Below are 25514 nucleotides of genomic sequence, written 5' to 3' on the forward strand. Positions count from 1 at the left end.
ATTCCAATCCCTGCACCCCATTTTCCCTTCACCAAGATGTGACAGGCGGAAGCAAGAATCCTGCGCGAAGGACGACTATTTCCTGCCTTTCGCCTTGCGTATCTTACGCTCGGCCGCAAGCAGAAGGCCCTTGAGCTCCGGCTCCCGCACACGATTGGCCGCCTCGATGAAGGAAACCCATTCGACACGGCGCTGGCCTCGCTCGGGAAAGTCCTGAAACGTCCGGTCGACCTCGAGCAGACGCAGTTCGACGATACAGGGGACGCGACCGCCATCGGCAAGCTGCTTCAGATAGGTAAAGTATCCGAAAGGCTTTTTCTTCACCTTGCCGCGTACGCCGGCCTCCTCAAAGGCCTCTATGGCAGCGACCTCATGCGGTTTCTTGCCCTTGATGGGCCAGCCCTTGGGAACGACCCATCGGCCGCTTTCCCGGCTCGTGACGAGAAGAACTTCGGCGTCGGCCTGCTCAGAACCTCTCCTGTAGCAGATAGCGGCATATTGCTCGTATGCGCGGCCACGAAGCAAGGTATCGGCATGGGAGGCAAGTTCGGACAAAAAAGTCTCCGTATGCCTCAAGGCCTTCTTTTGCACCGACACGGAAGACGCCATGTGCGGCTACCGGCGATGACGTCGATTGAGGAAAACCCATCGTGGCGTTGGGTGATATGCGCCCACAAGAATTGTCTGTGACACGCTGCCCTCCCATTCCGCTCGCGACTCTGCCGAAATTCACAACTGTCTTATTGATCCTGTGATCCGTTGCAGTGACAGTTTTATGAAGGAGGCTGTTGATGATGCCGATCGGATGGGTTGCAACGGCCGACACATGAACGTGGCTATACGCACGAAAACTGAAACGGCCCCGCAGAGGGGGCCGTTTCACCCTTGGGAGGATGCAGCGAAGCTTACTCGGCCGCCTGCAGGGCAGGCACCTCGATATCTTCGCTCAATTGCCCCGCCATGGCGGCAGCAAACTTGGTCTTGTCGAGCTCGTTTTCCCAACGGGCGACGACGACGGTGGCAACGGCGTTGCCGACGAGGTTGGTCAGGGCACGGCATTCCGACATGAAGCGGTCGATGCCGAGGATCAGCGCCATGCCGGCGATCGGAACGGAAGGCACGACGGCAAGAGTGGCGGCAAGCGTGATGAAGCCGGCGCCGGTAATGCCGGCCGCGCCCTTGGAGCTCAGCATGGCCACCAGCAACAGCAGGATCTGGTCGCCGAGCGACAGCGACGTATCGGTTGCCTGGGCAATGAACAGCGCCGCCAGGGTCATGTAGATGTTGGTGCCGTCCAGATTGAAGGAATAGCCGGTCGGGATGACGAGGCCGACGACCGAACGCTTGCAGCCCGCACGTTCCATCTTGTTCATCAGGCCCGGCAGTGCCGCTTCCGATGAAGACGTGCCGAGAACGAGCAGCAGCTCTTCCTTGATGTAGCGGATCAGGGCCAGGATCGAGAAGCCGTTGTAGCGCGCGACGGCGCCGAGCACGACGAGCACGAACAGCAGCGACGTCAGGTAGAAGGTGCCGATCAGGAATGCCAGGTTGGCGATCGTGCCGATGCCATACTTGCCGATGGTGAAGGCCATGGCGCCGAAGGCGCCGATCGGCGCGAACTTCATCAGCAACGATACCATGCGGAAGATCGGGGTGGTCAGCGCCTGCAGGAAATCGACGACCGGGCGGCCGCGTTCGCCGGAAGCGCCGAGCGCAATGCCGAACACGACGGAGAAGAACAGCACCTGGAGAATATCGCCCTTGGCGAAGGCGCCGACGATCGTGTCCGGAATGATGTTCATCAGGAAGCCGACGACCGAGGCATCATGAGCCTGTGCCGCATAGTTGTTGACGGCCTTCGTGTCGAGCGAGGCCGGATCGATGTGCATGCCCGCGCCGGGCTGAAGGACGTTCGAAACGATCAGGCCGACGATCAGGGCCAAGGTCGAGAAGGTTAGGAAGTAGATGAACGACTTGCCGACGACGCGACCGAATTTCTTCAGGTCGGACATGCCGGCGATGCCTGTGGCGACCGTCAGGAAAATGACGGGGGCGATGACCATGCGCACCAGCTTGATGAAGGCATCACCGAGCGGCTGCATCGATGCGCCGAGCTGCGGATAGAAATGGCCCAGCAGGATGCCGGCGGCAATCGCGGTGAGAACCTGCACGTAGAGGTGCCGGTAGAAAGGAAGCTTGCCGTGCGGTTCAGCGGCAGCGATGGGAGCAATCATGATGTCCTCCGTTAAGCCCAACCGATCTCTCGGCCCTCCGGGCGACGACTAGAATTCAACAGCCTCCGACTGTTCCATCTGCCTTTGCAACGCCTGTGCCAACTCAGGGACATGGTTATAAATATCTGATTTCACGCTATTTATTTATACGGAGGCGAAAGCTGCCCCGGTATTCGTGCGATAATCCGCACAGATTGATTTGCCGTTCGCGCGAAATCATGCACAATGGATGGATGCTGCAGCGCCCGGCCACCGAACGATTTCTGACGCCCGCGCAACTGGGCCGGCGCTCGCGCCGCATCTGGTTCGTCTTTGCGTTTCTATGTGCGGCCATCATCGCAGCCGCGCTTTATGGCGCGAGCTTCTACGGCCGCCTTTCCGCGATCGAGACGTTGCAGAGACAGGGCCATACGGATGCGAACCTCAAGGTGGCCCTCTTGCGGGCGGTCCTCGAACGTCCGCGCGCCCTCCCCCTCTTGCTTGCCGACGACCGGCAGGTACGCGACGCGCTTGCCGGCCAACGCACGGATGATGTCGTGTCCCTCGACCGAAAGCTGGAAAGCCTGGTTTCCGGCACGAGCGCTTCCGTGCTCTATGTCACCGGCAAGGACGGCGTCGCGATGGCTTCCAGCAACTGGCGGGAGCCGCTGAGCTTCGTCGGCAACGACTATTCGTTTCGCGATTATTTCCGCAAGGCGATGGAAACGGGAACCGCCGAGCATTACGCGCTCGGGACGGTCAGCAACCGCCCCGGCCTCTACATTTCCCGCCGTGTCGGCGATGCCGGTTCGGCTTTGGGGGTTGTCGTCGTCAAGATGGAGTTCGATCAGCTGGAGGCCGATTGGAGCGAAACCGGCCGCCCGGCTTACGTGACCGACGAACACGGCGTCGTTCTCATCACCAGCCTGCCTTCCTGGCGCTTCATGACGACGGCGCCGCTGGACCGCGATGAAGCCGCGACCATTCGCAAAAGCCTGCAATTCGGCGCGGCTCCGCTCTCGCCGCTGCCGATCAGCCGCCCTGAAAAAGTAGGCCCGGACGCAACCATCGTGCGTGCCGTTCTGCCCGGAAGCAGCGCTGTCGAATATTTGCGGCTGACCACGCCCGTCCCGTCGACGCCATGGCAGCTCGGCTATCTCATCCCCACCGATCAGGCGATCGCGTCTTCCGTGCGCGAGACACGCTTCCTCACCCTCACCGTCCTGTTGCCGATCCTTGCCTTTGCCGCCTTCCTCCTGCGTCGGCGCGATGTCTCCGCCATGCAGATCGCCGTCAGCAGGATCGCCCGCGAGGAATTGGAGCGCCGCGTCCTGGAGCGGACCGAGGATCTCAGCCGCGCCCGCGACCGGCTGGAAGCGGAAATCGCCGATCACCGGGCGACGGAAGCCAAGCTGCAGGGCGTGCAGCAGGATCTGGTACAGGCCAATCGCCTCGCCATTCTCGGCCAGGTCGCAGCCGGCGTCGCCCATGAACTCAACCAGCCGGTCGCCACCATCCGCGCCTATGCCGAGAATGCACATGTCTTCCTCGACAGGCAGCAGACCGGACCGGCCAAGGAGAACCTCTCCGCCATCGCAGCCCTGACGGAGCGCATCGGCACCATCACCGAGGAGCTGAAGGCCTTTGCCCGCAAGGGCAGGACCGCGCCGGAACCCGTGGACGTCAGAAGCGCGATGGAGGGCGCAGTCGTCCTGCTGAGAAGCCGGTTTGCCGGCCGTCTGGATGCGCTCAGGATCGAATTGCCGCCGCCGGGGCTCAGCGTCGTCGGGACGCGCATCCGGCTGGAGCAGGTCCTGATCAACCTTTTCCAGAATGCCCTGGAAGCTCTGGAAGGCAGCGACCAGGCGAAGGTGGACGTGTCGGTGCATGAATCTTCGCATGAAGTCGAGATAGTTGTCTCGGACAACGGACCCGGCATTCCGGCGGCGATCCTCGATTCGCTGTTCACGCCCTTCAACACATCCAAGGAAAAGGGTCTCGGCCTCGGCCTCGTCATTTCGAAGGATATCGTCGTCGACTATGGCGGGCGGATGGATGTCGAAAGCAGCGACAGCGGCACCCGCTTCTCCATCCATTTGCGCAGGGCCACTCCATGAACGAAAGCTCCCCCGTCTTCCTCATCGACGATGACAAGGATCTGTTGCGGGCGACAAAACAGACTCTCGAACTTGCAGGCTTTACCGTCTCCGCTTTCTCCGCCGCGACCGACGCTCTCGTTGCTCTGGACGCCGGGTTTGCCGGCGTGGTCGTCTCCGATATCCGCATGCCGCAGATGGACGGACAGCAGCTTTTCGCCCGCATCAAGGGATTTGACGCCGATCTGCCGGTCATTCTGGTAACGGGTCACGGCGATATCCCGATGGCGGTGCAGGCGATCCAGGACGGCGCCTACGATTTCATCGCCAAGCCCTTTGCCACCGACCGGCTGGTGCAGAGCGTACGGCGCGCGGCGGAGAAGCGACGGCTGGTGCTGGAAAACCGAACGCTGCGGCAGGCTGCCGAACAGGCGCAAGGCGATTTGCCGCTGATTGGCCAGACTCCGGCCATGGATCGCCTGCGCTATACGCTGCGACAGATCGCCGATACGGATGTCGATGTGCTGGTGACCGGAGAAACAGGTAGCGGCAAGGAAGTCGTGGCCAGCCTGCTGCATCGCTGGAGCCGCCGTGCGAAAGGCAATTTCGTGGCGCTGAACTGCGGCGCCCTGCCCGAAACCGTGATCGAAAGCGAGCTTTTCGGCCATGAGCCGGGCGCCTTCACCGGTGCGCAGAAAAAGCGCATCGGGCGGATCGAGCATTCGAGCTCCGGCACCCTGTTTCTCGATGAGATCGAAAGCATGCCGCCGGCGATCCAGGTGCAGATGCTGCGCGTGCTGGAAATGCGCGAGGTGACACCGCTCGGCACCAACGAGGTTCGTCCCGTCGATCTTCGCGTCGTGGCAGCCGCGAAGGTCGATCTTGGCGACCCCGGTCAACGCGGCGATTTTCGCGAGGACCTTTATTATCGCCTCAACGTCGTTACCCTCGCCATCCCGCCGCTGCGAGAGCGGCGCGACGACATTCCCCTGCTCTTCGGTTATTTCGCCGAGCGCGCGGCAGGCCGTTTCAAGCGCGACGTGCCGGCCGTTTCCGTGGCCGTGCATCGCCATTTGCAACAGCACGACTGGCCGGGCAATGTGCGCGAACTCTCGCATTTCGCGGAACGCTTCGTTCTTGGGCTGGAGGCGACGGCCCTGCCGAAACCCGCGGAGGCGCCTGCCACCGATGCGGGGCTTTCATTGCCCGCCCGCATCGAGCGCTACGAGGCTGAGCTTATCCGGGAGACCCTGCTGCAGAACAACGGCGACGTCAGGAAGACGATAGAGGCGCTCGGCATCCCGAGGAAGACCTTCTACGACAAGCTGCAACGCCACGGCATCGTCAGAGGCGATTTCGCCGGCCTTGATGGCGACGACCGGCGAAACTGACGGATGGAGCGAGGATCGATATCAGGGTAATTCCCAGCACTTCCATAGCGCCGTTTAAAGCGGAATTGCTCTATGCACTCGCAAGCCGCGCGGCAGAGGCGGAAGAATGCCGGGCCGCGATCTCAGCCGTCCGGTCGAGTACGATCATGGCCTGGTCGATGAGGCTGGCAAGCGCTTCGGCACTCTTGCAAGCACGGACGACCAGCGGCGCGCTCAGGCAGATTCTGAGAGCGCTTGCCGGCACATCGCCGAAGTCGGCACATCGCACGGGTTGGCCGAGGCGCACCGCCGCAAATCCATCGTCCTCGACGGCCAGTTCCTTGTAGACGGCCGCGGTCTCGCCTGCGTTCAACAGGCCGATATCATTGGCATTGCGCAGATAGAACGAGAAGATCGACGGAATTTCGTCCCAATGGCGGATCGCCGACGCGCCCCAGAGGCAGTGCCGATCGAGCGGCCGGCTGTCCAGCGACCGAAAAGCGGGATCGCCGGCAAGCCGCGTGGTCACAGCCTCGGCGAAGGTGGAGAGGACTGCAACGATCTGCTCCTCCGGAATTGCGGCAAAGGCTTCGAGCTCGAACAGGGCCGCCTTCCAGCGCAGGAGCAAGCCGAAATTGGCGCGCTCGGGCAGCGTTTCACGCGCCACCCAATCCTCCGGCCATTCCGCCTTGCCGCAATAGTCGGCCAGAGCCACCGGCAGAGGGCGGTTTTTGAAACGCTCCGACATTTGCGGCGGGCAGAGGAGCGCGCCGCTGAAAATCGGCCCCGCCAGAAACTTGGAACCCGTTAGCGCCACCATGAAGCCGTGCGCAAGGTAGGCGCGGATCGTTGCTGCCGACAGGCGGAACTGACAGGCATCGATCATGATATCCAGTATGCCGCCGAAACGCGCCTTGAGACGCAACACGCTTTCCAGGCTTGGCGCCAACAGGCTTGTCTTGGAAACGTCGGTCACGACGAGCAGGCATCTCAGCCCCGCGGCGCGGCCAAGCTCGATCAGGCCGCGCAATTCGTCTTCGATCTCGCTGTCGGCGCGAAGGGAGCCGTCCTTGTTGCGAACGGCAATGGTTGCGTTGCGCGTTGCATCGCCGGCTCGCAGTTCCTCGCCCTTGGCGACCGTGCGCTCGCTGCTGACCCTGCCCATGAAATGCCGGCCGGAGGCGGCGGTCATGACGCCGCTTCCCGTTTCATTGCCCATGAGCGTGATGGTCATCAAGGCTCGATCGTCCTCGCGCGCCAGAAGCGAGGCGGCGAAGAGATGAATGTCGGTGCCCGATGTCGCCAGAATGGCATCGACATGCGGCTGTCCGGCCAGCTGGTTCAGCCCAAGCAAACGCAGCAGGTCAGAGCGCACATGTCCGAGCTCACGCTCGTAGATCGCGGCCGCCTGGCCGGCTTCCATGTCGCGCATCAGGCCATCATAATAGGTGGCAACCTCGGCAAAGGCGCCCGCAGAAATCGTCGAGGCCGTCGAGGATCCGAACGCAAGGTCCCTTGGCCGAGGCGTCGGACCATAGCCGTACATGTTCAGTCCGCTGGCCGCATCGCAATCCAATCGTTCGTCACCACCCGAAATCAGGTGCTTCAAAAGCATCTCTCGCCCCTCGCCCGATTGCTGCGACGGCGCGCCCGCGATGACATCTTTATCCAGGGCACGGTCACCAGCAATCTGCTGCATGGAAAAGCATTCCTCTTGCGTCATGGGTCAAACGCATCGCGGGAGCGCGTTGCGTTCTATGCCGGGCGGTACACTTGCGGCAGCAGGACATTAGACTTGGCAAGATGGAGCGAGGCTGACTTTCCCGGAAACAGCCAGGCCCGCAAACAGCAGAGATCGACCGCAGCGACAATAAAAAACTCGCGGCTCGGAGACCGCGAGTTCGCAAGAATGCGCGCTAAAACTGTCTGTCAGCCTGCGGCTGCGACTTTGTCCTGCGTCTTGGTCTCGAAATCGCTGGCGTCGTGGCGCTCGCGCAGTTGCTCGGAAGGATCTCCCGACATGCGGTTGACCATGCGGCCACGCTTGACGGCAGGCCGTGCATAGATCTGGTCGGCCCAGCGCTGAACGTTCTTGTAGTCCTGCACCTGCAGGAACTCGGCCGCACCATACTGCCAACCCTTGGCAAGACCGCCGTACCACGGCCAGATGGCGATGTCGGCGATCGTGTAGTCGCTGCCAGCGATGTATTCGCTCTCGGCCAGACGGCGATCGAGCACGTCGAGCTGGCGCTTCACCTCCATGGCGAAGCGGTCGATCGCATATTCGATCTTGGTGGGGGCGTAGGCGTAAAAATGACCGAAACCACCGCCGAGATAGGGCGCGCTGCCCATCTGCCAAAACAGCCAGGACAGGCATTCCGCACGCGCCGGCTGCTCGGTCGGCAGGAAGGCGCCAAACTTTTCGGCGAGATATACCAGGATCGAGGCCGATTCGAAGACGCGGACCGGCTTCGGGCCACTGCGGTCCAGCAAGGCAGGGATCTTCGAATTGGGATTCACGTCCACGAAACCGCTGCCGAACTGATCGCCTTCGCCGATCTTGATCAGCCAGGCGTCATATTCCGCGCCGCTATGGCCAAGCGCCAGCAGCTCTTCGAGCATGATGGTGACTTTCACGCCATTGGGCGTTCCCAGCGAATAGAGCTGGAGGGGATGACGACCGACCGGAAGTTCTTTTTCATGGGTCGGCCCGGCAATCGGACGGTTGATGTTGGCGAACTGGCCGCCATTGGCCTTGTTCCAGGTCCAGATTTTCGGCGGCGTATAGTCGGCAGAACCGGTCATGGGCATCCTCCTGTTTCGGGAATCAAGTTGAGGGTAGGTCTTCGATGTAGCGCGCTACATATCCCGCACATAGTGGCGGCTGTTCATTTTTGCGAGAGGAGCCGAGGGACCCTTCGACACGCTGGGACGGGTGTGTCGTCGGCGGGCAATTGCAGCGCCCGGATGCAGGGCCTCAGTCTCGAGCGAGTCGAGCCACCGGAAATCCGCTCGATATCGCCTGAAACGAAAAAGCCTGCCGCGGGAGGAGGTGCGGCAGGCTTTCTACAAGAACCGAACAGCAGATGGGAGGAGGAGTTCCGCTGTTCCAGCAGCGCCCCTGGGAGGAGGAGAAGGGCAGCTGCAAAGCGAAGAGATGCGGGAGGAGGTGCATCGCTTCGATGAAGATAACATAGCCGATTTTTGCTCACTGGATAGGCATTTATTTGCAGGGCAGTTATGCGTTATGCGAAAAGCGGCAGGCTTCACCTATCTTTCGCAACACGACCAGGCCCTACGAAGCGCTAGGTCCGGACAAAGCAAAAGCGCCTGCTCGGAAGAACAGGCGCTGGCATAAAGCAGCTTTATAAGGAGCCGTTGCGGCCGTTAGCGAGCGATTGCTGCGCGGGCAACGTTGCGGATTTCGCCGCGATCGATACCCAGATCATGCAGTTCGCGCGTGGACATACGGCCCAGTTCGGCGACCGTCTGACGATACTTGCGCCAGTTGTTGAAAGAGCGTGCTACGTTCATGATGATCCCCTTTCCTTGGGCTTTCGAAGCTGAGCTGCCGTCCTTGGCGCTCCGTTCGCTTCGATGAGTAATATATAGCTGAAGCCCTTCGCCTTTTGCAGAGCTAAGGTATCACTGCACCCATGCGCTTGTTGCATGGGTCGCCCGAAAAGCAAGCAGCACCTCTCCGGCGTCGTGGCATTTGCGATTTTCTGATGACAGCGCCGTCTTTGTCTGCGACAAGGGATGAGATGAGAGACAGGGGCGTCCGCTATCCGGCGGGCTGAGAAGTACCCTTTGAACCTGAACCAGATCATGCTGGCGGAGGAAGTCGCTCGGGACCTCGGGAAGCATAGCTCGTCGTCCCTTAGCGTCTCGCCCCGCCTGAAAGGGCGATATGCAAGACCAAATCAAAATAGGCAGGCTGCTTGACACCATGCGCGCCAACCCGCCGCTGGTGCAGTGCATTACCAATTTTGTCGCGATGAATATTGCAGCCAATGTCGTGCTTGCGGCCGGCGCGTCGCCGGCGATGGTGCATGCCGAAGAGGAAGCGGGCGAATTTGCCGCGATCTCCGGCGCGCTGACGATCAATATCGGTACGCTCTCGACCGGCTGGCTTGCCGGCATGCTGAAAGCCGCGCAGTCGGCCAATGCGGGAGGCAAGCCATGGGTCCTCGATCCGGTCGCTCACTATGCCACTGCGTTTCGCCGCAATGCCGTCGCCCAATTGCTCGAGCTGCGGCCGACGATCATTCGCGGCAACGCCTCGGAGATCATCGCCCTTGCCGGCGGCGCCAGCCGCGGCCAGGGCGTGGACAGCCGGGACCCGGTCGAACAGGCGGAAGAGTCCGCCCGGCAACTGGCCGAAAGGCACGGTTGCGTCGTCGCTGTTACCGGGATCACCGATTTCGTGACCGACGGGCAGAAGGCACGGCGCATTGCCGGCGGTTCGCCGTTCATGCCGCAGGTCACCGCGCTCGGTTGCTCCCTCACCTGCCTTGTCGGCGCCTTTGCCGCGACGGCGCCGGATGCGGCATTGGATGCGACCGTGGCGGCACTCGCCGTCTTCGCCGTCGCCGGAGAGCAGGCAGGAACGAGCGCGAATGGTCCTGGCTCCTTTTCCTGGCGCTTCCTCGATGCGCTGGCGAACCTCGACCGGGAAACGCTGGATCGCGAAGCAAGGATATCGGCAGCATGAAAGACTTCGATCTCTCGCTCTATCTTGTGCTCGATCCCATACTATGCGCCGATCTCGGCATGGTGGAGACGACGCGTGCCGCTATCGCTGGCGGCGCCACGATCGTACAGCTGCGCGACAAGCATGCTCCGACCGCAGCGATGATCGAAACGGGTCGTGCCCTCAAACAGATCCTGCATGGAAGCAATGCGCGGCTGATCGTCAACGACAATGTCGAGGCTGCCATCGCCATCGGTGCCGATGGGCTGCATATCGGGCAGGAGGATATCAATGCCGCCGACGCCCGTCGCATGATCGGCCCGGAGATGATCCTCGGTCTCTCGGTGGAAACCGAGGCGCTCGCTTCCGCCATAGATGCAAGCATCGTCGATTATGCCGGGGTCGGTCCGGTTTTTGCCACGCCGACCAAGCCCGACCACAAGCAGCCGATCGGCCTTGATGGTCTTGCCCGTATCGTCGGGCTCTGCCCGGTTCCAACGGTCGCGATCGGCGGCCTCAAGGCAGAGCACGCGGCAAACGTTCTCACGGCCGGCGCCGATGGTCTGGCGGTCGTCTCAGCCATATGCGGCACGCCCGACCCGCAGGCAGCCACGGCCTTTATCGCCAACGCCATCAAGGAGGCCCGTCGATGATCCGCAATGTCCTATCCATCGCAGGCTCCGATCCTTCCGGCGGCGCCGGCATCCAGGCCGACCTCAAAGCCTTTTCCGCCCTCGGCGTCTACGGAATGGCCGCCCTCACAGCTTTGACGGCGCAAAATACGCAGGGCGTCTCCGGCGTTCATCCGGTGCCTCCCCAATTCGTGGCGGATCAGATCAACGCAATCTTTGCCGATATCCGCGTCGATGCCGTCAAGATCGGCATGATCGCCAACGCCGCGATCGCGGAAGCCGTTGCCGACATTCTGGAGCAACATCGCGATGTGCCCGTGGTGCTCGACCCTGTCATGATCGCCAAGGGCGGCGCCGCGCTGCTTGCTGCCGATGCCGTCGATGTGCTGACCACCCGATTGCTGCCCCTGGCAACGGTCATCACGCCGAACCTGCCCGAGGCGGCGGCGCTCTTGCATGACGCGGAAGCGCGAAGCCGGGAGGACATGGCGCGCCAGGCACTTGCCCTGGCCGAGCTTGGGCCCTCGGCAGTGCTGGTAAAGGGCGGTCATCTGGAGGGTGACGAAAGTCCGGATGTGCTTGCAAGCTCCGGCCGCCTGACATGGTTCGAGGCCGAACGTTTGCCGACGAAGAATACGCATGGGACGGGCTGCACGCTTTCCAGCGCAATTGCTGCCGAGATCGCCAAGGGCTTGCCGCTGCCGGAAGCCGTCGCCGTCGCCAAAGCCTATCTCGCCACCGCGGTTGCGGCGGCAGGTCAACTTTCCGTCGGAAGCGGCCACGGACCCGTACAGCACTTTCATGCGCTATGGGCAGACAAAGAAGGAGTGAGGAAATGAGCCTGCCAATCAAGGATCAAATCATTATCGTGTCGGGCGCCGGCCGCGGGCTCGGTGCGGCCATCGCAAGCGCCTTTGCCCGAGAAGGCGCGAAAGTCGCCATCAACTATCGCACGAGCCGTGAGCAGGCAGAGGCGCTCGCAGCACGGCTTGGCGAACGCGCCCAAGCGTTTCAGGCCGATATTCGCGACCTCGAAGATACAAAGCGGCTTGTAGCGGAGGTGACGGACCATTTCGGAGCGCCGACAACGGTCGTCCACAATGCGTTGGCCGATTTCAGCTTCAACGGCGACGCACGTTCGAAGCTGGATGTCTTAAGCTGGGCCGAGATGGCGCTGCAGCTGGAAACGGCCCTGCAGGGAGCGTTGAACCTGATACAGGCTGCACGGCCGGCAATGGCGCAGGCCGGCTTTGGCCGGGTCGTCACGATCGGTACGAACCTCTTCCAGAATCCGGTCGTGCCTTATCACGATTATACCGCCGCCAAAGCCGCCTTGCTGTCGCTCACCCGCACGGCTGCCGCCGAGCTCGGCCCGCTGGGAATCACGGTCAACATGGTATCCGGCGGTCTCCTGCGCACGACGGATGCGAGCAGCGCTACCCCGGAAGCCGTCTTCGACATCATCGCCGCGAATACGCCGTTGCGCCGCGTTACCACGCCAGAGGAGGCAGCCGATGCGGTTGTCTTCTTCGCAAGCCCCTGGGCACGCGCCGTCACCGGCCAAAACCTCATCGTCGATGGCGGCCTCGTCTTCGGATAGCAGGTCCATCATGGAAAGAGGCGCTGCCTGGCAGACAGCGCCTCTGTTCAAACCTTGACGTCGGATCGATGCTGGCCGCTTAGGCCCAGCCCATGGTCAGCACGCCGAACAGGATGACGACGCCAAGTACGATACGGTAAATGACGAAAGGCCAGGTCGAGAAGCGCTCCAGGAAACGCATAAGTCCCCATATGGTGATAAAGGACGATATGCTGCCCACAATAAGGCCAACGAGCAGAACCGACCAGGCTTCCATCGGAATATGCGCCTTGTAGAGCTCGAAAAGCTCCTTCAGGCCGGCGAGCGCGATGGCCGGCAGGCCGAGCAGGAACGAAAACCGGGCGGCTTCCTCGCGCTTCAAGCCAAGGAACAAGGCGCCCGTCAGCGTCGAGCCGGAACGCGAGACGCCGGGAACAAGCGCGCCGACCTGCGTGATGCCGACGAACAGGGCGTCCATGAGCGTCATCTGCTCGATGCCCTTCCTGTGCCGGCTGTAGAGTTCCGCGACTGCCAGAAGCAGCCCCATGACCAGGCAGGCAATGCCGATCACCCAGAGACTGCGAAACGACGTTCCGCACGCATTCAGGGATGACGACAGCAGAAGGCCCGCAATGACGATCGGCACGGTCGCGATCACGATGGCGATAGCAAGCCGCATCGCAGGCGAGCGCCAATCCCTCTGCCTGATGGCATCGAGCGATCCGAAGGTGACATACCGAACGTCGCTCCAGAAGTAGGAGACGATCGCGGCAAGTGCGGCAAGCTGCATCGCAGCCGAAAAGGCCGAACCCGGATCCTGCCAGCCAAGCAAGGCCGGCACCAAGCGCATATGGGCCGTCGAAGAGACCGGCAACAGCTCGGTCAATCCCTGCACGACACCCAGGATTGCGATCTTGGCATAGCCCAGGGCAACAAAGCCCGTGTCCACGCCTTGCGTACAAACATCAGCCACGTTTTGACATCCTCAGTTCTTCATGGGGGCTTGCACCGAAGCGGTGCGACGAACTTGCTATGAAACTGTTTTCCAGCGCGAAAACGGCACCCTCTATCGAAGGTGTCGCCAATTTCGCGCCATGACAGGGCGAGGATATAGCCGTGCAGGCTGAACTCTATCTGAAATTGTCAGTCACGATTTCCCGTTTGACGGTTTTCTAGGCCTCATCGTCCGGCAATGACTGCATGTAACGAAGGATCACGTAGAACACGGCGAGCAGAGCAAATGCGCCTGCCGCGCGATGAATCTCATGTGCCAAAGTGTGATGATGCCTCACCAGAAGGCCTGTCAGATTGTAAAGGGTTATGGCCGCGACCGTCAGGACGGGTGCCAGAAAAAGCGCCATGTTTCGATGAATGAAATTGATCATCGCGAATACCTCATTTGTATTCCGCCAGATACACCGAGGATTGGGGAGGAATTAGGACGAACGCCATGTCCGCGAGCAGGCCCCGGAAGACCTGCCGGCGCAGCTGTTATTTCATGTAGAGCGCGCGCGATCGTTCCAGATGCCGGAGCATCGCCTGTTCCGCCCCGTCGGCATCGTGCTCCGCCAGACGTGCCAGGATTTCCTCATGTTCGACCAGCGTGAATTTCTCCTTGCCGGCCCAGATCAGCATATCGGTGTGATAGGCTTTCAGCCATGCAAGCATGGCCTCGCTGACTGCAACGAAAATCGGATTGCCGGAAATCTGTGCGATGCGCGTGTGGAATTGGATGTCGGCCGAAATGAACGCCTCGGCATCGCCCAATGCCGCGCGCTGCCGCTCGATGATCTCGCGAAGTTCGCAGACATCCGTTTCACTTGTACGCTGAGCCGCTTCGCGCGCCATGCCGCGTTCGAAGAAGATGCGCGCGCTCTTCAGGTGCTCGAGCGAATCGGACGATTGCGACAGCATGATCTTCGCCGTCGGATCGACCTGACGGAAGATCGATTTCGCCGTCAGTTGCAGCACTTTCGCCCGCTCGCCATGCGAAATATTGACCAATCCCATGTTGGCAAGCGCCTGCATGGCCTCCCGGATCGCCGGGCGCCCGACACCGAAACGCTCCATGAGTACACGCTCGGACGGCATTTCATCCCCGGGCTTGAGTTCTCCCGACGTGATCAGACGTTCCAGCCGATCGAAGACTTCATCAGATAGCTTTCGCCGGACAATTTGCTCGACTGGCTGCCCCATGAAACTCCGCCTCCTCAAAGCTTTTTCCACTTTATGCATTTTTCGCCTGCCGCAGCGTAAGCCCATAACAAAAGCGTTATCGGCTGCCGAGCAAAAAAACGTCTACGTCACGCGGCAAATTGTCGGCAAGAGGAACCTTCAGTCGCACTCGGCGGCACGCCGCCCAACTGCTCCGCTGCCGTCGGCGCAGTCCCCAGAAATACGGAGCCTATATCATGGCTCCCGCAGCGTTGATGGATTGACCTTCATTCACAGACGCGCATCTTACTCGCAACAATCGTAATGATTTGGGAGAGTTGCGTGAAGACGAAGAAGCTGATCAACGAAGGTGCCGCGGCCGTGGATGAAATGCTGGCCGGGATCCTGGCGGCCCATCCGCGTCACCTCCGCGCCGTTGAAGGATCACCACGCTCGATCGTGGCGAACCATGGTCCGAGGACCGGCAAGGTCGGCCTGGTCATCGGCGGTGGCTCAGGGCACGAGCCGACGTTTCTCGGCTTTGTTGGCAAGGGGCTGGCCGATGCCGCTGCCATCGGCAATGTCTTTGCCTCGCCGCCGCCAGACCCCATCATCGAATGCGCGAAGGCCGCCGATGGCGGCGCCGGCGTGCTGTTCATGTATGGCAACTATGCCGGCGACGTCATGAATTTCGACATGGCGGCCGAGATGCTTGCCATGGACGATATCGAGGTGCGCACCGTGCTCACGACGGACGATATCGCCTCAGCGCCGATAGCACAGAAGGAACGCCGCCGCGGGGTTGCCGGCAACGTCTTCATTTTCAAGGCGGCGGGCGCCGCCTGCGATCTGATGTACGGTTTCGACGACGTCGAACGGGTGGCGCGATGGGCCAATGAACGCACCTATACGATGGGCGTCGCGCTATCGCCCTGCTCGCTGCCGCAGACGCGGAAGCCGAATTTCGAAATCGGCGAGGACGAAATGGAGATCGGCATGGGCATCCATGGCGAGCCCGGCGTCGCTCGCGGCCCGATGAAATCGGCGGATGAGGTGACGAGCGAGCTCGCCGGCAAGATCCTGGACGAGATGAAGCCGGCGCGCGGCGACCGGGTTGCCGTGCTCGTCAATTCTCTGGGTTCGACGCCGCTGATGGAGCTTTACATCATGATGCGCAAGCTCAAGGCGATGCTCGACGACGCAGGTCTCGTCATCCATGTGTCCCTGGTCGGCAACTACTGCACATCGCTGGAAATGGCCGGCGCCTCGATCACGCTCATGCATCTCGACGACGAACTGCAGCGGCTGATCGATCATCCCTGCGATTGCGCCATGTTCCGCTCCGGCGAGGCACTGTGATGACGACGATTGGAACGGAAGACCTGCAGGCACTTTTCGCGCGGCTCGCCGAGGCAATGGCACACGAAAAGGATCGTCTCTGCGCGCTGGACGGCGTCATCGGCGACGCCGATCACGGCATCGCCATGGAACTCGGTTTTGCCGCCGCCGCAAAGGCGGTTTCAGAGCTGGATCCGGCAACGGCAGACCCGACAGCGGTCTTCAATACGGCGGCGAAATCCTTCCTCAATGCCGTGGGCGCCTCGTCCGGACCTCTCTATGCGACGGCCCTCATGCGCGCGGGCGCCGTCGCCAAGGGCAAAACCTCGCTAAGCGAGGACGATATGGTCGATATAATGACGGCTTTCGCCAAGGGCATTCAGGACCGGGGCAAGGCGGAGGTCGGCGAAAAGACGATGGTCGATGCCTGGGCGCCTGCCGCAGCCGCCTGCCGCGACGCCCGTGATCGGGGCTTGCCGCTTGCCGACTGTCTTGCAGCCGGCCTCGCGGCGGCCGAAGCGGGAGCAGAAGCGACGAAGGCGATGATCGCCACAAAAGGCAGGTCATCCCGGCTTGGCGACCGCGCTCTGGGGCACATGGATCCGGGGGCGGCTTCGGCGGTGGTGGTGATATCGTGCTTCAAAAGCCACTTCGCATTCGAATAGCGATCAAGGCTGCTGATAATTTAATAGAATAGAAAGATATAAGAAGCTGAGAAATATATATTTTTCTCAGCTCTTTCTGTTGATTTTCGGCCGCTCAGCGACACACCCGGCGACTTCACAGCAGCGAGCAATAGCGCAACGCATCGTAGATGGCAGCGTGGATATTGCGGCTCGCGATGGCGTCCCCGATGCGGATCAGATCGAAGGAGCCGGCCTCGTTCTTCGCTGGCAATGGCGGGCGGCGCGCTATCAGGGCTGGATAGTCGATAGCGCCGAGGTTGCGCGACAGCGGTTTCAAGTCGAGGTAAAGCTCGTCATTGGCCATCGTGCCGTGCTCGACGACCACCTGGGACACTCGACGCTCCCATTGGGTCTGCTCGGAAAAATCGGAGCCCAGGACCGCGACAAGGACGTTTCCGTCGCGCCGTACCGATTTGAGCCGCGTATTGATGGTGACACGGACGTTCTTCTCGGCGAAGGCTTTCGCATAGGGCACATGGTTCATGCCGCCCATTTCCGGCGCAAAGAAACGCTCCGGCGAAACCAGTTCAAGTTCGGCGCCGCTATTGGCGATGACCTCGGCGGCCGACATGCCCGGATGCCCGCCATTGTCGTCGTAGAGCAGGACCTGGCCCTCGGGCTTGATCGCGCCTGCGAGAATATCCCATGACGAGGTGACGAGCGCGTCACCCCCCTCCAGCTCAGGAGATTGCGCGATACCGCCGGTCGCCACAACGACAAGATCAGGCGCGAAAGCCATCACCTCATCGGCGCCGGCATAGACGTCGTAGTGAATGGTGACATCGAGACGTTCCAACTCCGCAAGCCGCCAATCGATGATGCCGATCATCTCCTTGCGCCTCGGATTGCGGGTCAGAAGATTCACCTGTCCGCCGGCCTTGCTGCTCGCCTCCAGCACGTCGACGGTGTGGCCGCGCTCGGCAAGCACGCGTGCCGCCTCCAGACCCGCAGGGCCAGCTCCGATGACGACGGCCTTGCGCGGCGCGACTGCACGCTCGATCCGGTGCGGCATCTCGGCCTCGCGGCCGGTTGCCGCATTGTGAATACAGAGCGCTTCGCCGCCCTCATAGATGCGGTCGAGACAGTAGGTTGCTCCCACACAGGGGCGAATATGGGCTTCCTGTCCGGACATCACCTTGCTGACGATATGCGGGTCGGCAATATGGGCGCGCGTCATGCCAACCATGTCGAGCTTGCCTTCCGCGATCGCATGGCGCGCTGTGGCGACATCGCCGATGCGGGCCGCGTGGAAGACGGGAAACTTCGTCGCCGCCCTCACCTCGCCGGCAAAGTCCAGATGCGGTGCCGACGCCATGCCCTGGATCGGAATGACGTTGTTGAGCGCCGCGTCGCTTTCAATATGGCCGCGAATGATGTTGAGAAAATCGATATTGCCCGATGCGACCAGCCGCCTGGCGATCTCGACACCTTCTTCCCGCGAAAGCCCCTTTTCCCAATCCTCGTCCGCCACCATGCGCATGCCGACGATGAAATCCGGCCCGACCGCCTTGCGAATGGCTTGGGTCATCATCCTCGAGAAGCGCATGCGGTTTTCCAGCGAACCGCCGAATTCGTCATCCCGCCTGTTCGTGGCCGGCGACCAGAAACCGTCGGTCAGATGGCCATAGGCTTCGATCTCGATACCGTCGAGGCCGGCGGCCTGCATGCGCTGGGCGGCGGCGGCGAAATCGGCGATGATGCGTTCGATGTCCCAGTCTTCCGCCGTCTTCGGGAAAGCCCGATGCGCCGGTTCGCGGATCGGCGACGGCGCCAGCACAGGCAACCAGTCGCCCTTGTTCCATCCCGTGCGGCGGCCGAGATGGGTCAATTGGATCATGACCGCGGCGCCGAACTCGTGACAGTCGTCCGCAAGCTTCTTCAGCCAGGGCACGATCTCGTCGCGATAGGCATGGAGGTTGCCGAAGGCCGGCGGCGAATCCGGCGAAACGACCGCAGACCCCGCCGTCATGGTCAGCGCGATGCCGCCCTTGGCTTTTTCGCGATGATAGAGCCTGTATCTGTCCGTCGGCATGCCGCCTTCCGAATAGGCCGGCTCATGCGCCGTCGACATGATGCGGTTCTTCAGCGTCAGGTGCTTGAGCTGATAGGGCTGGAGCAAGGGATCGTTGGAGGTCATGACGCTTTCATCGCTTTTGTGAAATCGAGGCCAAGCCGTCATCTTTGCCGAGACGGGAGCTTATGGCTATAGCTCGTTGAGTTGGACGCGAGCGCGGCGGCCGTGCCTGAGGTCGATGGCGGTATGCCAGACGATCGTCGCGAAGATGATCGCACCACCGACGAATGTCGCCACGGGCGGAGTCTCGGAGAAGAAGAGCCAGACCCAGAATGGCGTCAGCACGATTTCCATCGAGCTGATGAGCGCGGCGTCCGCAGCGGGCATCTTTCTCGACCCAAAAAGGAAAAGAACAAAGGCCAGCGCGAAATTCGTCGCCCCGAAAGCGGCAAGCAGAAGCCAGTTTTGAAGGTCTACCGAGCTTGTCGAAGCGAAGGGCACGAAGATCACGAATGTCAGCAGCCCGCTGACGACGCTCGAGGGCAGGATCGGAATGCTGCGATCCATGCGCGGGATGACGATGATCAGCGCGAAGGTGATCGTCATGCCGAGCGCGAGCAGATCGCCGACACCCGTGCCGCCGCCGATCGACGAGGCCACGATGACGGCGACGCCGATGAGACAGACGCCACCGGCAATCAATGTCCGCTTCGCCACACGCTCCTTCAGCATGGCCCAGCTGAGAAACGCCGCGATAAATGGCGCCGTCGCGTAGATCATGGTCACATTTGCAACCGTGGTCATGTAGAGCGCGCCGATGAAGCAGGCCTGACTTATCATCTGGCACGCCAGCATCGCCAGACCGGCCGGATGGAAGATCGATGCCCATTGCCGCCGCGAAAACCCACCTTCGAGGAAAAAGCTGGGTATCAGCAGGAACAGGCCGCCGAACAGCGACCGCCAGGCGATCGCCGTCCATATGTCCGCGGTCAGAAGGCGTGCGTAGATGCCGCTGCAGCTCCACGCAAGCATCGCCGTAGCCACAAGTATGACGCCCCTCTCGTAATCGCTGGCAAAAGCGGAGCGGGCCGGTAACTGGAATGTCATGTAATGGACTCAGGAACAGAAGGAACGTTCCCTGTGTGCGCCGATATTTGACATCAGGCAAACGAATAGTAGAGATAGTAGCTATCGGAAATATTTGTGACCCGTCATGCGCGAACCCATCGAAAGCGACCTGCTGCGGACCTTTCTCGTCATCACCGAGACGTCCAATTTTTCGGCCGCGGCGCAAAGGATCGGCCGGACGCAATCGGCGGTGAGTGCCCAGATAAAGCGGCTCGAGGAAACCATCGGCGAAGCCGTGTTTGAAAGAAGCGCCCGGGGAGCCGTGTTGACACGCGCGGGCAACCAGCTGCTCCCCTATGCGCAGAGGGTGATCGAACTCCTGAACGAGGCTGCGGCGACCATCCGCACCAAGCCTCTGGATGGTCCGGTTCGGATCGGGATTCCGGAAGAATACAGCCAGACCGTTCTTCCGGCGGCGCTGGCCGCCTTTGCTATCCGGCATCCAGCCGTCGAGGTCACGGTCTCATGCGACTATACGGCCCATAATCTGACCGCTCTGGAGAAGGACGAGCTGGACCTTGCCGTCGTCTTCGATTGGAGCAACCAGACGAAAGGCGAAGTCCTGTGTATCGACCCCACCGTCTGGGTAACATCCATGGTGCATCGGTTGCACGACGCCGTGCCACTGCCCATCGCAACCTATCGGAATTCGACATGGGCGCGCGATTTCGCCTTGCGCTCCTTGGAGCAGCAAGGCCGCGCCTATCGTATCGCCTTCATCGCCGATACGAGTTCGGGCTTGAAGAATGCCGTTTCCGCCGGGCTTGCCGTGACGACGCTGTCGCGCAGCAACATTCCGCATGGCTGCCGGGAATTGACGAGCGACGACGGGTTTCCGCCGGTCGATTCCTCGCGCGTCGTGCTTCGCCGCAATCCCTATCATTCGAGCGAGGCGATCCGCGAGCTGGCGGACATGGTGCGCGAAGCCTTCCAGCCTATGTCGGCTCTGCTGCAGCCGTAGGGCGTCGGCGTAGCCTGCGGCGCGTGCCGGAGGGGCTTTCGGAAAAGCTTGCCCGGTAGCTGCGCGAAAATGCCGATGCAGAATTGAAGCCGGTCGCGGCCGCGATCTCGGCAAAGGAAGCCTTCGTCTCGATGACCTTGCGCCGCGCCGCATTGAGCCTCAGCGCCAGGTAGTGCACATGCGGCGGCGCGCCGATGCTCTCCTGGAACAACGCCTGCAGGTGGCGCGCACTGACGCCGATGCGCCGCGCCAGGCGGGTGAGAACCAGCGGCTGCTCGATGTGGTCTTCCATCAGACGGATCGCCTGGGCAACCCGCGGATCCCGCATCCGCAGGCCGGCCGTGGACGGTGAAAGCTCCGCCACGCTCTGCGTGCTGGCCGACTCGTAGATGAACAGGCGGCTGACCTCCAGCGCGAGTGAATAGCCCTGCCGCCGGCGGATGATCTCCAGCATGAGATCGACAGTGGGCAAGGAGCCGGCGGTGGTGATGCGCTTGCCATCGATCACGAAGCGATCCTTCACGGCGCGTACCTGCGGATAGGCAAGCCCGAAATCGTCGAAATCCTCCCAGTGAACGGCGGCCGCAATGTTGTCCAGCAGGCTCGCCTCGGCAAGCAGCCAAGTGCCGGACTCGATGCCGGCGACCATCGAACGGTGGCGTGCGGTTTGCGACAATTGCATCTTCAACGCCTGCGTGGCGCTGCGCCGCCAATTGTAGCTGGCAAGCACGAAAAGCGGTGTCGTGTCCGATGTCGGTTTGAAACTGGAGGAGGCTGGCACCGGGATAAGGCTGGTCGTTTCCGCCGGCGAACCATCCGGCGTGAAGAGACGCCAGCGATAGAGCTCGGCTCCGGAAATACGGTTGGCCCCGCGCAACGGTTCGATGACCGAAGCAATCAGAATCAGGTTCGTCTCCGGAAGGATCAGGAGGTCGATATCGAGCGTCTCGTTGGCGGAAGTGAGCATCGCGCATTCCTTCGATATTTCCGAAACTGTATTATATGCTTCCAATAATGCAAAGCATGAAGGCGTCTCATGGCTCGTAATGTCCTTAATACGAGGGAGAACAAAAATGCCTCTTGCGATGAACAGAGATGTTTTCATCACCTGTGCCGTGACCGGCGCCGGCGACACGGTTTCCAAATCCAGCCATGTTCCGATCACTCCCAAGCAGATCGCGGACTCCGCGATCGACGCCGCCAAGGCTGGGGCGGCAGTGGTTCACTGCCATGTCCGCGATCCGGAAACGGGCGCCGCCAGCCGCCGCAACGAACTCTACAGGGAAGTCACGGACCGGATCCGTTCGGCCGATGTCGATGTGGTGCTGAACCTGACCGCCGGCATGGGTGGCGACCTGATTTTCGGCGATGTCGAACGTCCGTTGCCTCTGAACGACAGGGGCACCGACATGGCCGGTGCGTCCGAACGCGTCAGCCACGTTGCCGAATGCCTGCCTGAGATCTGCACGCTCGATTGCGGCACGATGAACTTCAGTCTCGGCGATTATGTCATGACCAACACGCCCTCAATGCTGAGGGCCATGGCCAAGAAGATGACCGATCTCGGCGTGCGTCCCGAGATCGAGGCTTTCGATACCGGTCATCTCTGGTTTGCCAAGCAGCTTGCCGAGGAGGGTCTCATCGAGGACCCGGTTCTCATCCAGCTCTGCATGGGCATCCCCTGGGGGGCGCCCGACGACCTGAACACCTTCATGGCGATGGTCAATAACGTTCCCAAGAGCTGGACCTTCTCGGCCTTTTCCATCGGCCGCAACGCCATGGCCTATCCGGCAGCCGCGATCCTTGCCGGCGGCAATGTCCGCGTCGGGCTCGAAGACAATCTCTATGCCGGAAAGGGCATGCTCGCGACCAACGCGCAGCTTGTCGAAAAGGCGGTGCAGGTGGTCGAAGGCATGGGCGCGCGCATCATCGGCCCCGAAGACGTCCGCAAGAAGCTGAAACTGACGAAGCGCTGAGGCCACGATGACCAAGATCAACAAGGCAGCCTGCATCGGCGGCGGCGTCATCGGCGGCGGATGGATCGCCCGTTTCCTGCTGGCCGGCATCGATGTCGATGTCTATGACCCGCATCCGGAGGCAAAGCGTATCGTCGGCGAGGTGCTCGCCAATGCCGAAAAAGCCTATGCGATGCTGACCGGCGCGCCGCTTCCGCCGCGCGGCAGGCTCACATTCCGGGACACGCTGGAAGCGGCCGTCGATGGTGCCGACTGGATACAGGAAAGCGTGCCCGAGCGGCTGGACCTCAAGCGCAACGTCCTGACGCAGATCGACGCTGCAGCCCGGCCCGATGCCCTGATCGGCTCGTCCACCTCGGGCCTGCTCCCGACAGACCTGCAACGCGACATGCGCCACCCCGAGCGCCTCTTCGTCGCCCATCCCTATAACCCCGTCTATCTCCTGCCGCTGGTCGAAATCGTCGGCGGCGAAAAGACCAGTGCTGCAACCATCCAGGGGGCGATGGACAGGCTGCCGCCGATCGGCATGAAGGGCGTGCATATCGCCCGGGAGATCGAGGCCTTCGTCGGCGACCGCCTGCTGGAAGCGCTGTGGCGCGAGGCGCTGTGGCTGATCAAGGACGATATCTGCACCGTCGAAACGCTTGACGACGTCATTCGCTATTCCTTTGGCCTGCGCTGGGCGCAGATGGGTCTGTTCCAGACTTATCGCATCGCCGGCGGCGAAGCGGGCATGCGTCACTTCCTGGCGCAATTCGGCCCGGCATTGCAGTGGAACTGGACGAAGCTGATGGACGTCGTCGATCTCGACGATGCCCTCGTCGAAAAGATCGGCCGGCAATCGGACGAGCAGGCCGATGGCCTGTCGATCCGCGAACTCGAGCGCATCCGCGACGAAAACCTCGTCGGCATCCTCCAGAGCCTGAAGGGAAGCCATGGCGGCAAGGGCTGGGGTGCCGGCAAGTTGCTGAAGGATTTCGAGCAGAGCCTCTGGGCCGCCGGCGGTGGCGAGAAACAGGCGCCGGACGTTGCAAAGCCGCTACGCCTGATCGACACCAAGGTCAGCCCGGCTTGGGTTGATTATAACGGCCATATGACCGAACACCGCTACCTGCAGGTGTTCGGCGACACGTCGGACGCGCTCCTGCGCCTCATCGGCGTCGATCTCGATTATGTCGAGCGCGGCCATAGCTATTACACGGTGGAGACCCATATCCGCCATCTCGGCGAAGCCAAGCTCGGGCAGGCCATCCATTCGACCGCGCAGATCCTCGCATCGGACGAAAAGCGGCTGCATGTGTTCCATGCGCTGCACGACACGGTGAGCGGCGACGTCATCGCGACAGGGGAACAGATGCTGCTGCATGTCGATGCCAAGGCGGGCAAGGCCGTTGCCGCACCGGAGGAGGTGCTGAGCAAACTGAGGCCGATCGCCGCGGCGCATGCAGCCTTGCCAGTGCCGGAGGGAGCCGGCCGTCATGTGGGACAAAAACGCTAGGAGGAAGCGATCGTGAATTTCGGACTCAGCGAAGAACAGGAGATGATCGTCCAGACGGTCAGGGACTTCGTGGAGACGGAGATCTATCCGCACGAGAACGAGGTCGAGCGCACCGGCATCGTGCCTCCGGACCTCGGGGACGAGATCCGGCGCAAATGCATCGAGCTCGGCTTCTATGCCTGCAGCTTTCCCGAGGAGATCGGTGGTGCCGGCCTCGATCATCTGACCTTCACGCTCGTCGAACGCGAGCTCGGCCGCGGCTCGATGGCGCTCACCGTCTTCTTTGGACGTCCCTCCGGCATCCTGATGGCCTGCGAGGGCGAACAGCGCGAGCGCTATCTCCTGCCGGCGGTACGCGGGGAAAGGATCGATGCGCTTGCCATCACCGAGCCCGACGCCGGCTCCGACATGCGCGGCATGAAATGCGTGGCGCGACAGGATGGCGATGATTTCATCCTCAACGGCACCAAGCATTTCATTTCGCACGCCGACGTCGCCGATTTCGTCATCGTCTTTGCCGCAACCGGCGAGGAAGATACCCATAGGGGCGTCAAGAAGAAGATCACCGCCTTCCTGGTCGATCGCGGCACGCCGGGCTTCGATATCCTGAAAGGCTATGACTCGGTTTCCCATCGCGGCTATCACAACTGCATCCTGAACTTCACCGACTGCCGACTGCCGAAATCGCAGGTGCTCGGCGAAGTGCATCGCGGCTTCGATCTTGCCAACCAATGGCTCTACGGCACGCGCCTGACGGTCGCCGCCACCTGCGTCGGCCGGGCGCGCCGCGTCTTCGATCTCGCCCTGCCCTATGCCGCCGAGCGCAAGCAGTTCGGCAAGCCGATCGGCGCCAATCAGGGCGTGTCGTTCAAACTTGCCGACATGATTACCGAGATCGACGCCGCCGACCTTCTGACGCTGTCCGCCGCCTGGAAACTGGATGCCGGCATCCCGGCCAATCGCGAGATCGCGTCGGCCAAGCTCTACGCCTCCGAGATGCTCGCACGCGTCACCGACGAAGCGATCCAGATCTTCGGCGGCATGGGATTGATGGACGATCTCCCGCTTGCCCGCTTCTGGCGCGACGCCCGCGTCGAGCGCATATGGGACGGCACCTCGGAAATCCAGCGGCACATCATCAGCCGCGACCTGCTTCGCCCGTTCGGAGCATGAGCC

23 protein-coding genes and 1 riboswitch are annotated in these 25514 nt (G+C 61.8%); of the genes, 12 read left to right on the forward strand and 11 right to left on the reverse strand.

The features are described from left to right. Positions 1 to 75: 75 nt before the first annotated feature. Positions 76 to 609 (reverse strand): NUDIX hydrolase, encoded by a 534-nt coding sequence (locus GR212_RS04765; protein WP_163985313.1) that lies wholly within the window; start codon positions 607 to 609, stop codon positions 76 to 78. A 296-nt stretch (positions 610 to 905) separates the two neighbouring features. Then, a complete protein-coding gene (locus tag GR212_RS04770) occupies positions 906 to 2234 on the reverse strand; it encodes a dicarboxylate/amino acid:cation symporter (RefSeq protein WP_163985314.1) in 1329 nt (442 codons plus the stop codon). Between the two features lie 218 nt (positions 2235 to 2452). On the opposite strand from GR212_RS04770, the gene GR212_RS04775 reads away from it, so the two are divergent. Continuing rightward, positions 2453 to 4330: a sensor histidine kinase gene (locus tag GR212_RS04775; RefSeq protein ID WP_163985315.1), complete on the forward strand. Its 1878-nt coding sequence runs from the start codon at positions 2453 to 2455 to the stop codon at positions 4328 to 4330. Beyond that, positions 4327 to 5700: a sigma-54-dependent transcriptional regulator gene (locus tag GR212_RS04780; RefSeq protein WP_163985316.1), complete on the forward strand. Its 1374-nt coding sequence runs from the start codon at positions 4327 to 4329 to the stop codon at positions 5698 to 5700. Before GR212_RS04775 ends, GR212_RS04780 begins: the two co-directional genes overlap by 4 nt. A 70-nt stretch (positions 5701 to 5770) precedes the next feature. On the opposite strand, the gene GR212_RS04785 is transcribed toward GR212_RS04780, so the two are convergent. The 3 genes from GR212_RS04785 to GR212_RS04795 all read right to left on the reverse strand — a co-directional run bounded on the left by GR212_RS04785 (position 5771) and on the right by GR212_RS04795 (position 9213). After that, entirely contained in the window at positions 5771 to 7378 is a 1608-nt protein-coding gene (locus GR212_RS04785) for a hypothetical protein (protein WP_163985317.1), read from the reverse strand. Between the two features lie 230 nt (positions 7379 to 7608). Beyond that, complete coding sequence (gene yghU, locus GR212_RS04790; RefSeq protein WP_163985318.1) at positions 7609 to 8484, reverse strand: glutathione-dependent disulfide-bond oxidoreductase; 876 nt, start codon at positions 8482 to 8484, stop codon at positions 7609 to 7611. Between the two features lie 582 nt (positions 8485 to 9066). Further along, the gene (locus GR212_RS04795; RefSeq protein ID WP_015342994.1) at positions 9067 to 9213 is read right to left on the reverse strand and encodes a DUF1127 domain-containing protein; all 147 of its coding nucleotides are present in this window, start codon (positions 9211 to 9213) and stop codon (positions 9067 to 9069) included. 229 nt (positions 9214 to 9442) lie between these two features. Beyond that, a riboswitch (TPP riboswitch) is annotated at positions 9443 to 9539 on the forward strand. A 50-nt stretch (positions 9540 to 9589) separates the two neighbouring features. On the opposite strand from GR212_RS04795, the gene thiM reads away from it, so the two are divergent. The 4 genes from thiM to GR212_RS04815 are packed head-to-tail and all read left to right on the forward strand — an operon-like array spanning position 9590 to position 12604. Beyond that, positions 9590 to 10393, forward strand: coding sequence for a hydroxyethylthiazole kinase (gene thiM, locus GR212_RS04800; protein WP_163985319.1), 804 nt, complete (start codon positions 9590 to 9592; stop codon positions 10391 to 10393). After that, positions 10390 to 11025: a thiamine phosphate synthase gene (gene thiE, locus GR212_RS04805; protein WP_163985320.1), complete on the forward strand. Its 636-nt coding sequence runs from the start codon at positions 10390 to 10392 to the stop codon at positions 11023 to 11025. The genes thiM and thiE overlap by 4 nt, the downstream gene beginning before the upstream one ends. Beyond that, positions 11022 to 11843 (forward strand): bifunctional hydroxymethylpyrimidine kinase/phosphomethylpyrimidine kinase, encoded by an 822-nt coding sequence (thiD, locus tag GR212_RS04810; protein ID WP_163985321.1) that lies wholly within the window; start codon positions 11022 to 11024, stop codon positions 11841 to 11843. Before thiE ends, thiD begins: the two co-directional genes overlap by 4 nt. Further along, complete coding sequence (locus tag GR212_RS04815; protein WP_163985322.1) at positions 11840 to 12604, forward strand: 3-oxoacyl-ACP reductase; 765 nt, start codon at positions 11840 to 11842, stop codon at positions 12602 to 12604. Before thiD ends, GR212_RS04815 begins: the two co-directional genes overlap by 4 nt. A gap of 79 nt (positions 12605 to 12683) precedes the next feature. On the opposite strand, the gene GR212_RS04820 is transcribed toward GR212_RS04815, so the two are convergent. The 3 genes from GR212_RS04820 to GR212_RS04830 form a co-directional block, all read right to left on the reverse strand. Beyond that, positions 12684 to 13556: an undecaprenyl-diphosphate phosphatase gene (locus GR212_RS04820; protein ID WP_163985323.1), complete on the reverse strand. Its 873-nt coding sequence runs from the start codon at positions 13554 to 13556 to the stop codon at positions 12684 to 12686. Between the two features lie 199 nt (positions 13557 to 13755). Further along, entirely contained in the window at positions 13756 to 13968 is a 213-nt protein-coding gene (locus GR212_RS04825) for a hypothetical protein (RefSeq protein WP_163985324.1), read from the reverse strand. Between the two features lie 106 nt (positions 13969 to 14074). Then, positions 14075 to 14779, reverse strand: coding sequence for a transcriptional regulator NanR (locus GR212_RS04830; RefSeq protein WP_163985325.1), 705 nt, complete (start codon positions 14777 to 14779; stop codon positions 14075 to 14077). Positions 14780 to 15079: 300 nt separating this feature from the next. Between GR212_RS04830 and GR212_RS04835 the strand changes: the two genes are divergently transcribed. Both GR212_RS04835 and dhaL read left to right on the forward strand, forming a co-directional pair. Continuing rightward, positions 15080 to 16096 (forward strand): dihydroxyacetone kinase subunit DhaK, encoded by a 1017-nt coding sequence (locus tag GR212_RS04835; RefSeq protein WP_163985326.1) that lies wholly within the window; start codon positions 15080 to 15082, stop codon positions 16094 to 16096. Further along, complete coding sequence (gene dhaL / locus GR212_RS04840) at positions 16096 to 16740, forward strand: dihydroxyacetone kinase subunit DhaL (RefSeq protein WP_163985327.1); 645 nt, start codon at positions 16096 to 16098, stop codon at positions 16738 to 16740. Before GR212_RS04835 ends, dhaL begins: the two co-directional genes overlap by 1 nt. Positions 16741 to 16855: 115 nt before the next feature. On the opposite strand, the gene GR212_RS04845 is transcribed toward dhaL, so the two are convergent. Both GR212_RS04845 and GR212_RS04850 read right to left on the reverse strand, forming a co-directional pair. Next, positions 16856 to 18898 (reverse strand): NADH:flavin oxidoreductase, encoded by a 2043-nt coding sequence (locus GR212_RS04845; protein ID WP_163985328.1) that lies wholly within the window; start codon positions 18896 to 18898, stop codon positions 16856 to 16858. A 66-nt stretch (positions 18899 to 18964) separates the two neighbouring features. Then, positions 18965 to 19882, reverse strand: a complete 918-nt coding sequence (locus GR212_RS04850; protein WP_163985329.1) for a DMT family transporter — start codon at positions 19880 to 19882, stop codon at positions 18965 to 18967. 106 nt (positions 19883 to 19988) lie between these two features. On the opposite strand from GR212_RS04850, the gene GR212_RS04855 reads away from it, so the two are divergent. Then, a complete protein-coding gene (locus tag GR212_RS04855) occupies positions 19989 to 20864 on the forward strand; it encodes a LysR substrate-binding domain-containing protein (RefSeq protein WP_163985330.1) in 876 nt (291 codons plus the stop codon). Here the strand turns inward: GR212_RS04855 and GR212_RS04860 are convergent. Next, entirely contained in the window at positions 20839 to 21831 is a 993-nt protein-coding gene (locus GR212_RS04860) for a GlxA family transcriptional regulator (protein WP_163985331.1), read from the reverse strand. The genes GR212_RS04855 and GR212_RS04860 overlap by 26 nt on opposite strands. 106 nt (positions 21832 to 21937) lie before the next feature. Here GR212_RS04860 and GR212_RS04865 point away from each other — a divergent pair, with 106 nt between their 5' ends. From GR212_RS04865 to GR212_RS04875, 3 genes are read left to right on the forward strand one after another with little or no spacing between them, the layout of a single operon-like run. Continuing rightward, the gene (locus GR212_RS04865; RefSeq protein WP_163985332.1) at positions 21938 to 22840 is read left to right on the forward strand and encodes a 3-keto-5-aminohexanoate cleavage protein; all 903 of its coding nucleotides are present in this window, start codon (positions 21938 to 21940) and stop codon (positions 22838 to 22840) included. 7 nt (positions 22841 to 22847) lie between these two features. Then, positions 22848 to 24338, forward strand: coding sequence for a carnitine 3-dehydrogenase (locus tag GR212_RS04870; protein ID WP_163985333.1), 1491 nt, complete (start codon positions 22848 to 22850; stop codon positions 24336 to 24338). A 12-nt stretch (positions 24339 to 24350) separates the two neighbouring features. Further along, positions 24351 to 25511: an acyl-CoA dehydrogenase family protein gene (locus GR212_RS04875; RefSeq protein WP_163985334.1), complete on the forward strand. Its 1161-nt coding sequence runs from the start codon at positions 24351 to 24353 to the stop codon at positions 25509 to 25511. The last annotated feature ends 3 nt before the right edge of the window (positions 25512 to 25514 follow it).

The sequence above is a fragment of the Martinezella lusitana genome (assembly GCF_010668395.1).
Taxonomy (GTDB): domain Bacteria; phylum Pseudomonadota; class Alphaproteobacteria; order Rhizobiales; family Rhizobiaceae; genus Rhizobium; species Rhizobium lusitanum_A.

Bases quoted from the DNA above. Each gene is read 5' to 3' on its own strand.
- GR212_RS04870 (WP_163985333.1), top strand. From the start codon at position 22,848: ATGACCAAGATCAACAAGGCAGCCTGCATCGGCGGCGGCGTCATCGGC.
- GR212_RS04780 (WP_163985316.1), top strand. From the start codon at position 4,327: ATGAACGAAAGCTCCCCCGTCTTCCTCATCGACGATGACAAGGATCTG.
- dhaL (WP_163985327.1), top strand. From the start codon at position 16,096: ATGACGACGATTGGAACGGAAGACCTGCAGGCACTTTTCGCGCGGCTC.
- GR212_RS04855 (WP_163985330.1), top strand. From the start codon at position 19,989: ATGCGCGAACCCATCGAAAGCGACCTGCTGCGGACCTTTCTCGTCATC.
- GR212_RS04795 (WP_015342994.1), bottom strand. From the start codon at position 9,213: ATGAACGTAGCACGCTCTTTCAACAACTGGCGCAAGTATCGTCAGACG.
- thiD (WP_163985321.1), top strand. From the start codon at position 11,022: ATGATCCGCAATGTCCTATCCATCGCAGGCTCCGATCCTTCCGGCGGC.
- GR212_RS04850 (WP_163985329.1), bottom strand. From the start codon at position 19,882: ATGACATTCCAGTTACCGGCCCGCTCCGCTTTTGCCAGCGATTACGAG.
- GR212_RS04775 (WP_163985315.1), top strand. From the start codon at position 2,453: ATGCACAATGGATGGATGCTGCAGCGCCCGGCCACCGAACGATTTCTG.
- thiM (WP_163985319.1), top strand. From the start codon at position 9,590: ATGCAAGACCAAATCAAAATAGGCAGGCTGCTTGACACCATGCGCGCC.
- thiE (WP_163985320.1), top strand. From the start codon at position 10,390: ATGAAAGACTTCGATCTCTCGCTCTATCTTGTGCTCGATCCCATACTA.
- GR212_RS04845 (WP_163985328.1), bottom strand. From the start codon at position 18,898: ATGACCTCCAACGATCCCTTGCTCCAGCCCTATCAGCTCAAGCACCTG.
- GR212_RS04785 (WP_163985317.1), bottom strand. From the start codon at position 7,378: ATGCAGCAGATTGCTGGTGACCGTGCCCTGGATAAAGATGTCATCGCG.
- yghU (WP_163985318.1), bottom strand. From the start codon at position 8,484: ATGACCGGTTCTGCCGACTATACGCCGCCGAAAATCTGGACCTGGAAC.
- GR212_RS04765 (WP_163985313.1), bottom strand. From the start codon at position 609: ATGGCGTCTTCCGTGTCGGTGCAAAAGAAGGCCTTGAGGCATACGGAG.
- GR212_RS04860 (WP_163985331.1), bottom strand. From the start codon at position 21,831: ATGCTCACTTCCGCCAACGAGACGCTCGATATCGACCTCCTGATCCTT.
- GR212_RS04865 (WP_163985332.1), top strand. From the start codon at position 21,938: ATGCCTCTTGCGATGAACAGAGATGTTTTCATCACCTGTGCCGTGACC.
- GR212_RS04770 (WP_163985314.1), bottom strand. From the start codon at position 2,234: ATGATTGCTCCCATCGCTGCCGCTGAACCGCACGGCAAGCTTCCTTTC.
- GR212_RS04830 (WP_163985325.1), bottom strand. From the start codon at position 14,779: ATGGGGCAGCCAGTCGAGCAAATTGTCCGGCGAAAGCTATCTGATGAA.
- GR212_RS04815 (WP_163985322.1), top strand. From the start codon at position 11,840: ATGAGCCTGCCAATCAAGGATCAAATCATTATCGTGTCGGGCGCCGGC.
- GR212_RS04825 (WP_163985324.1), bottom strand. From the start codon at position 13,968: ATGATCAATTTCATTCATCGAAACATGGCGCTTTTTCTGGCACCCGTC.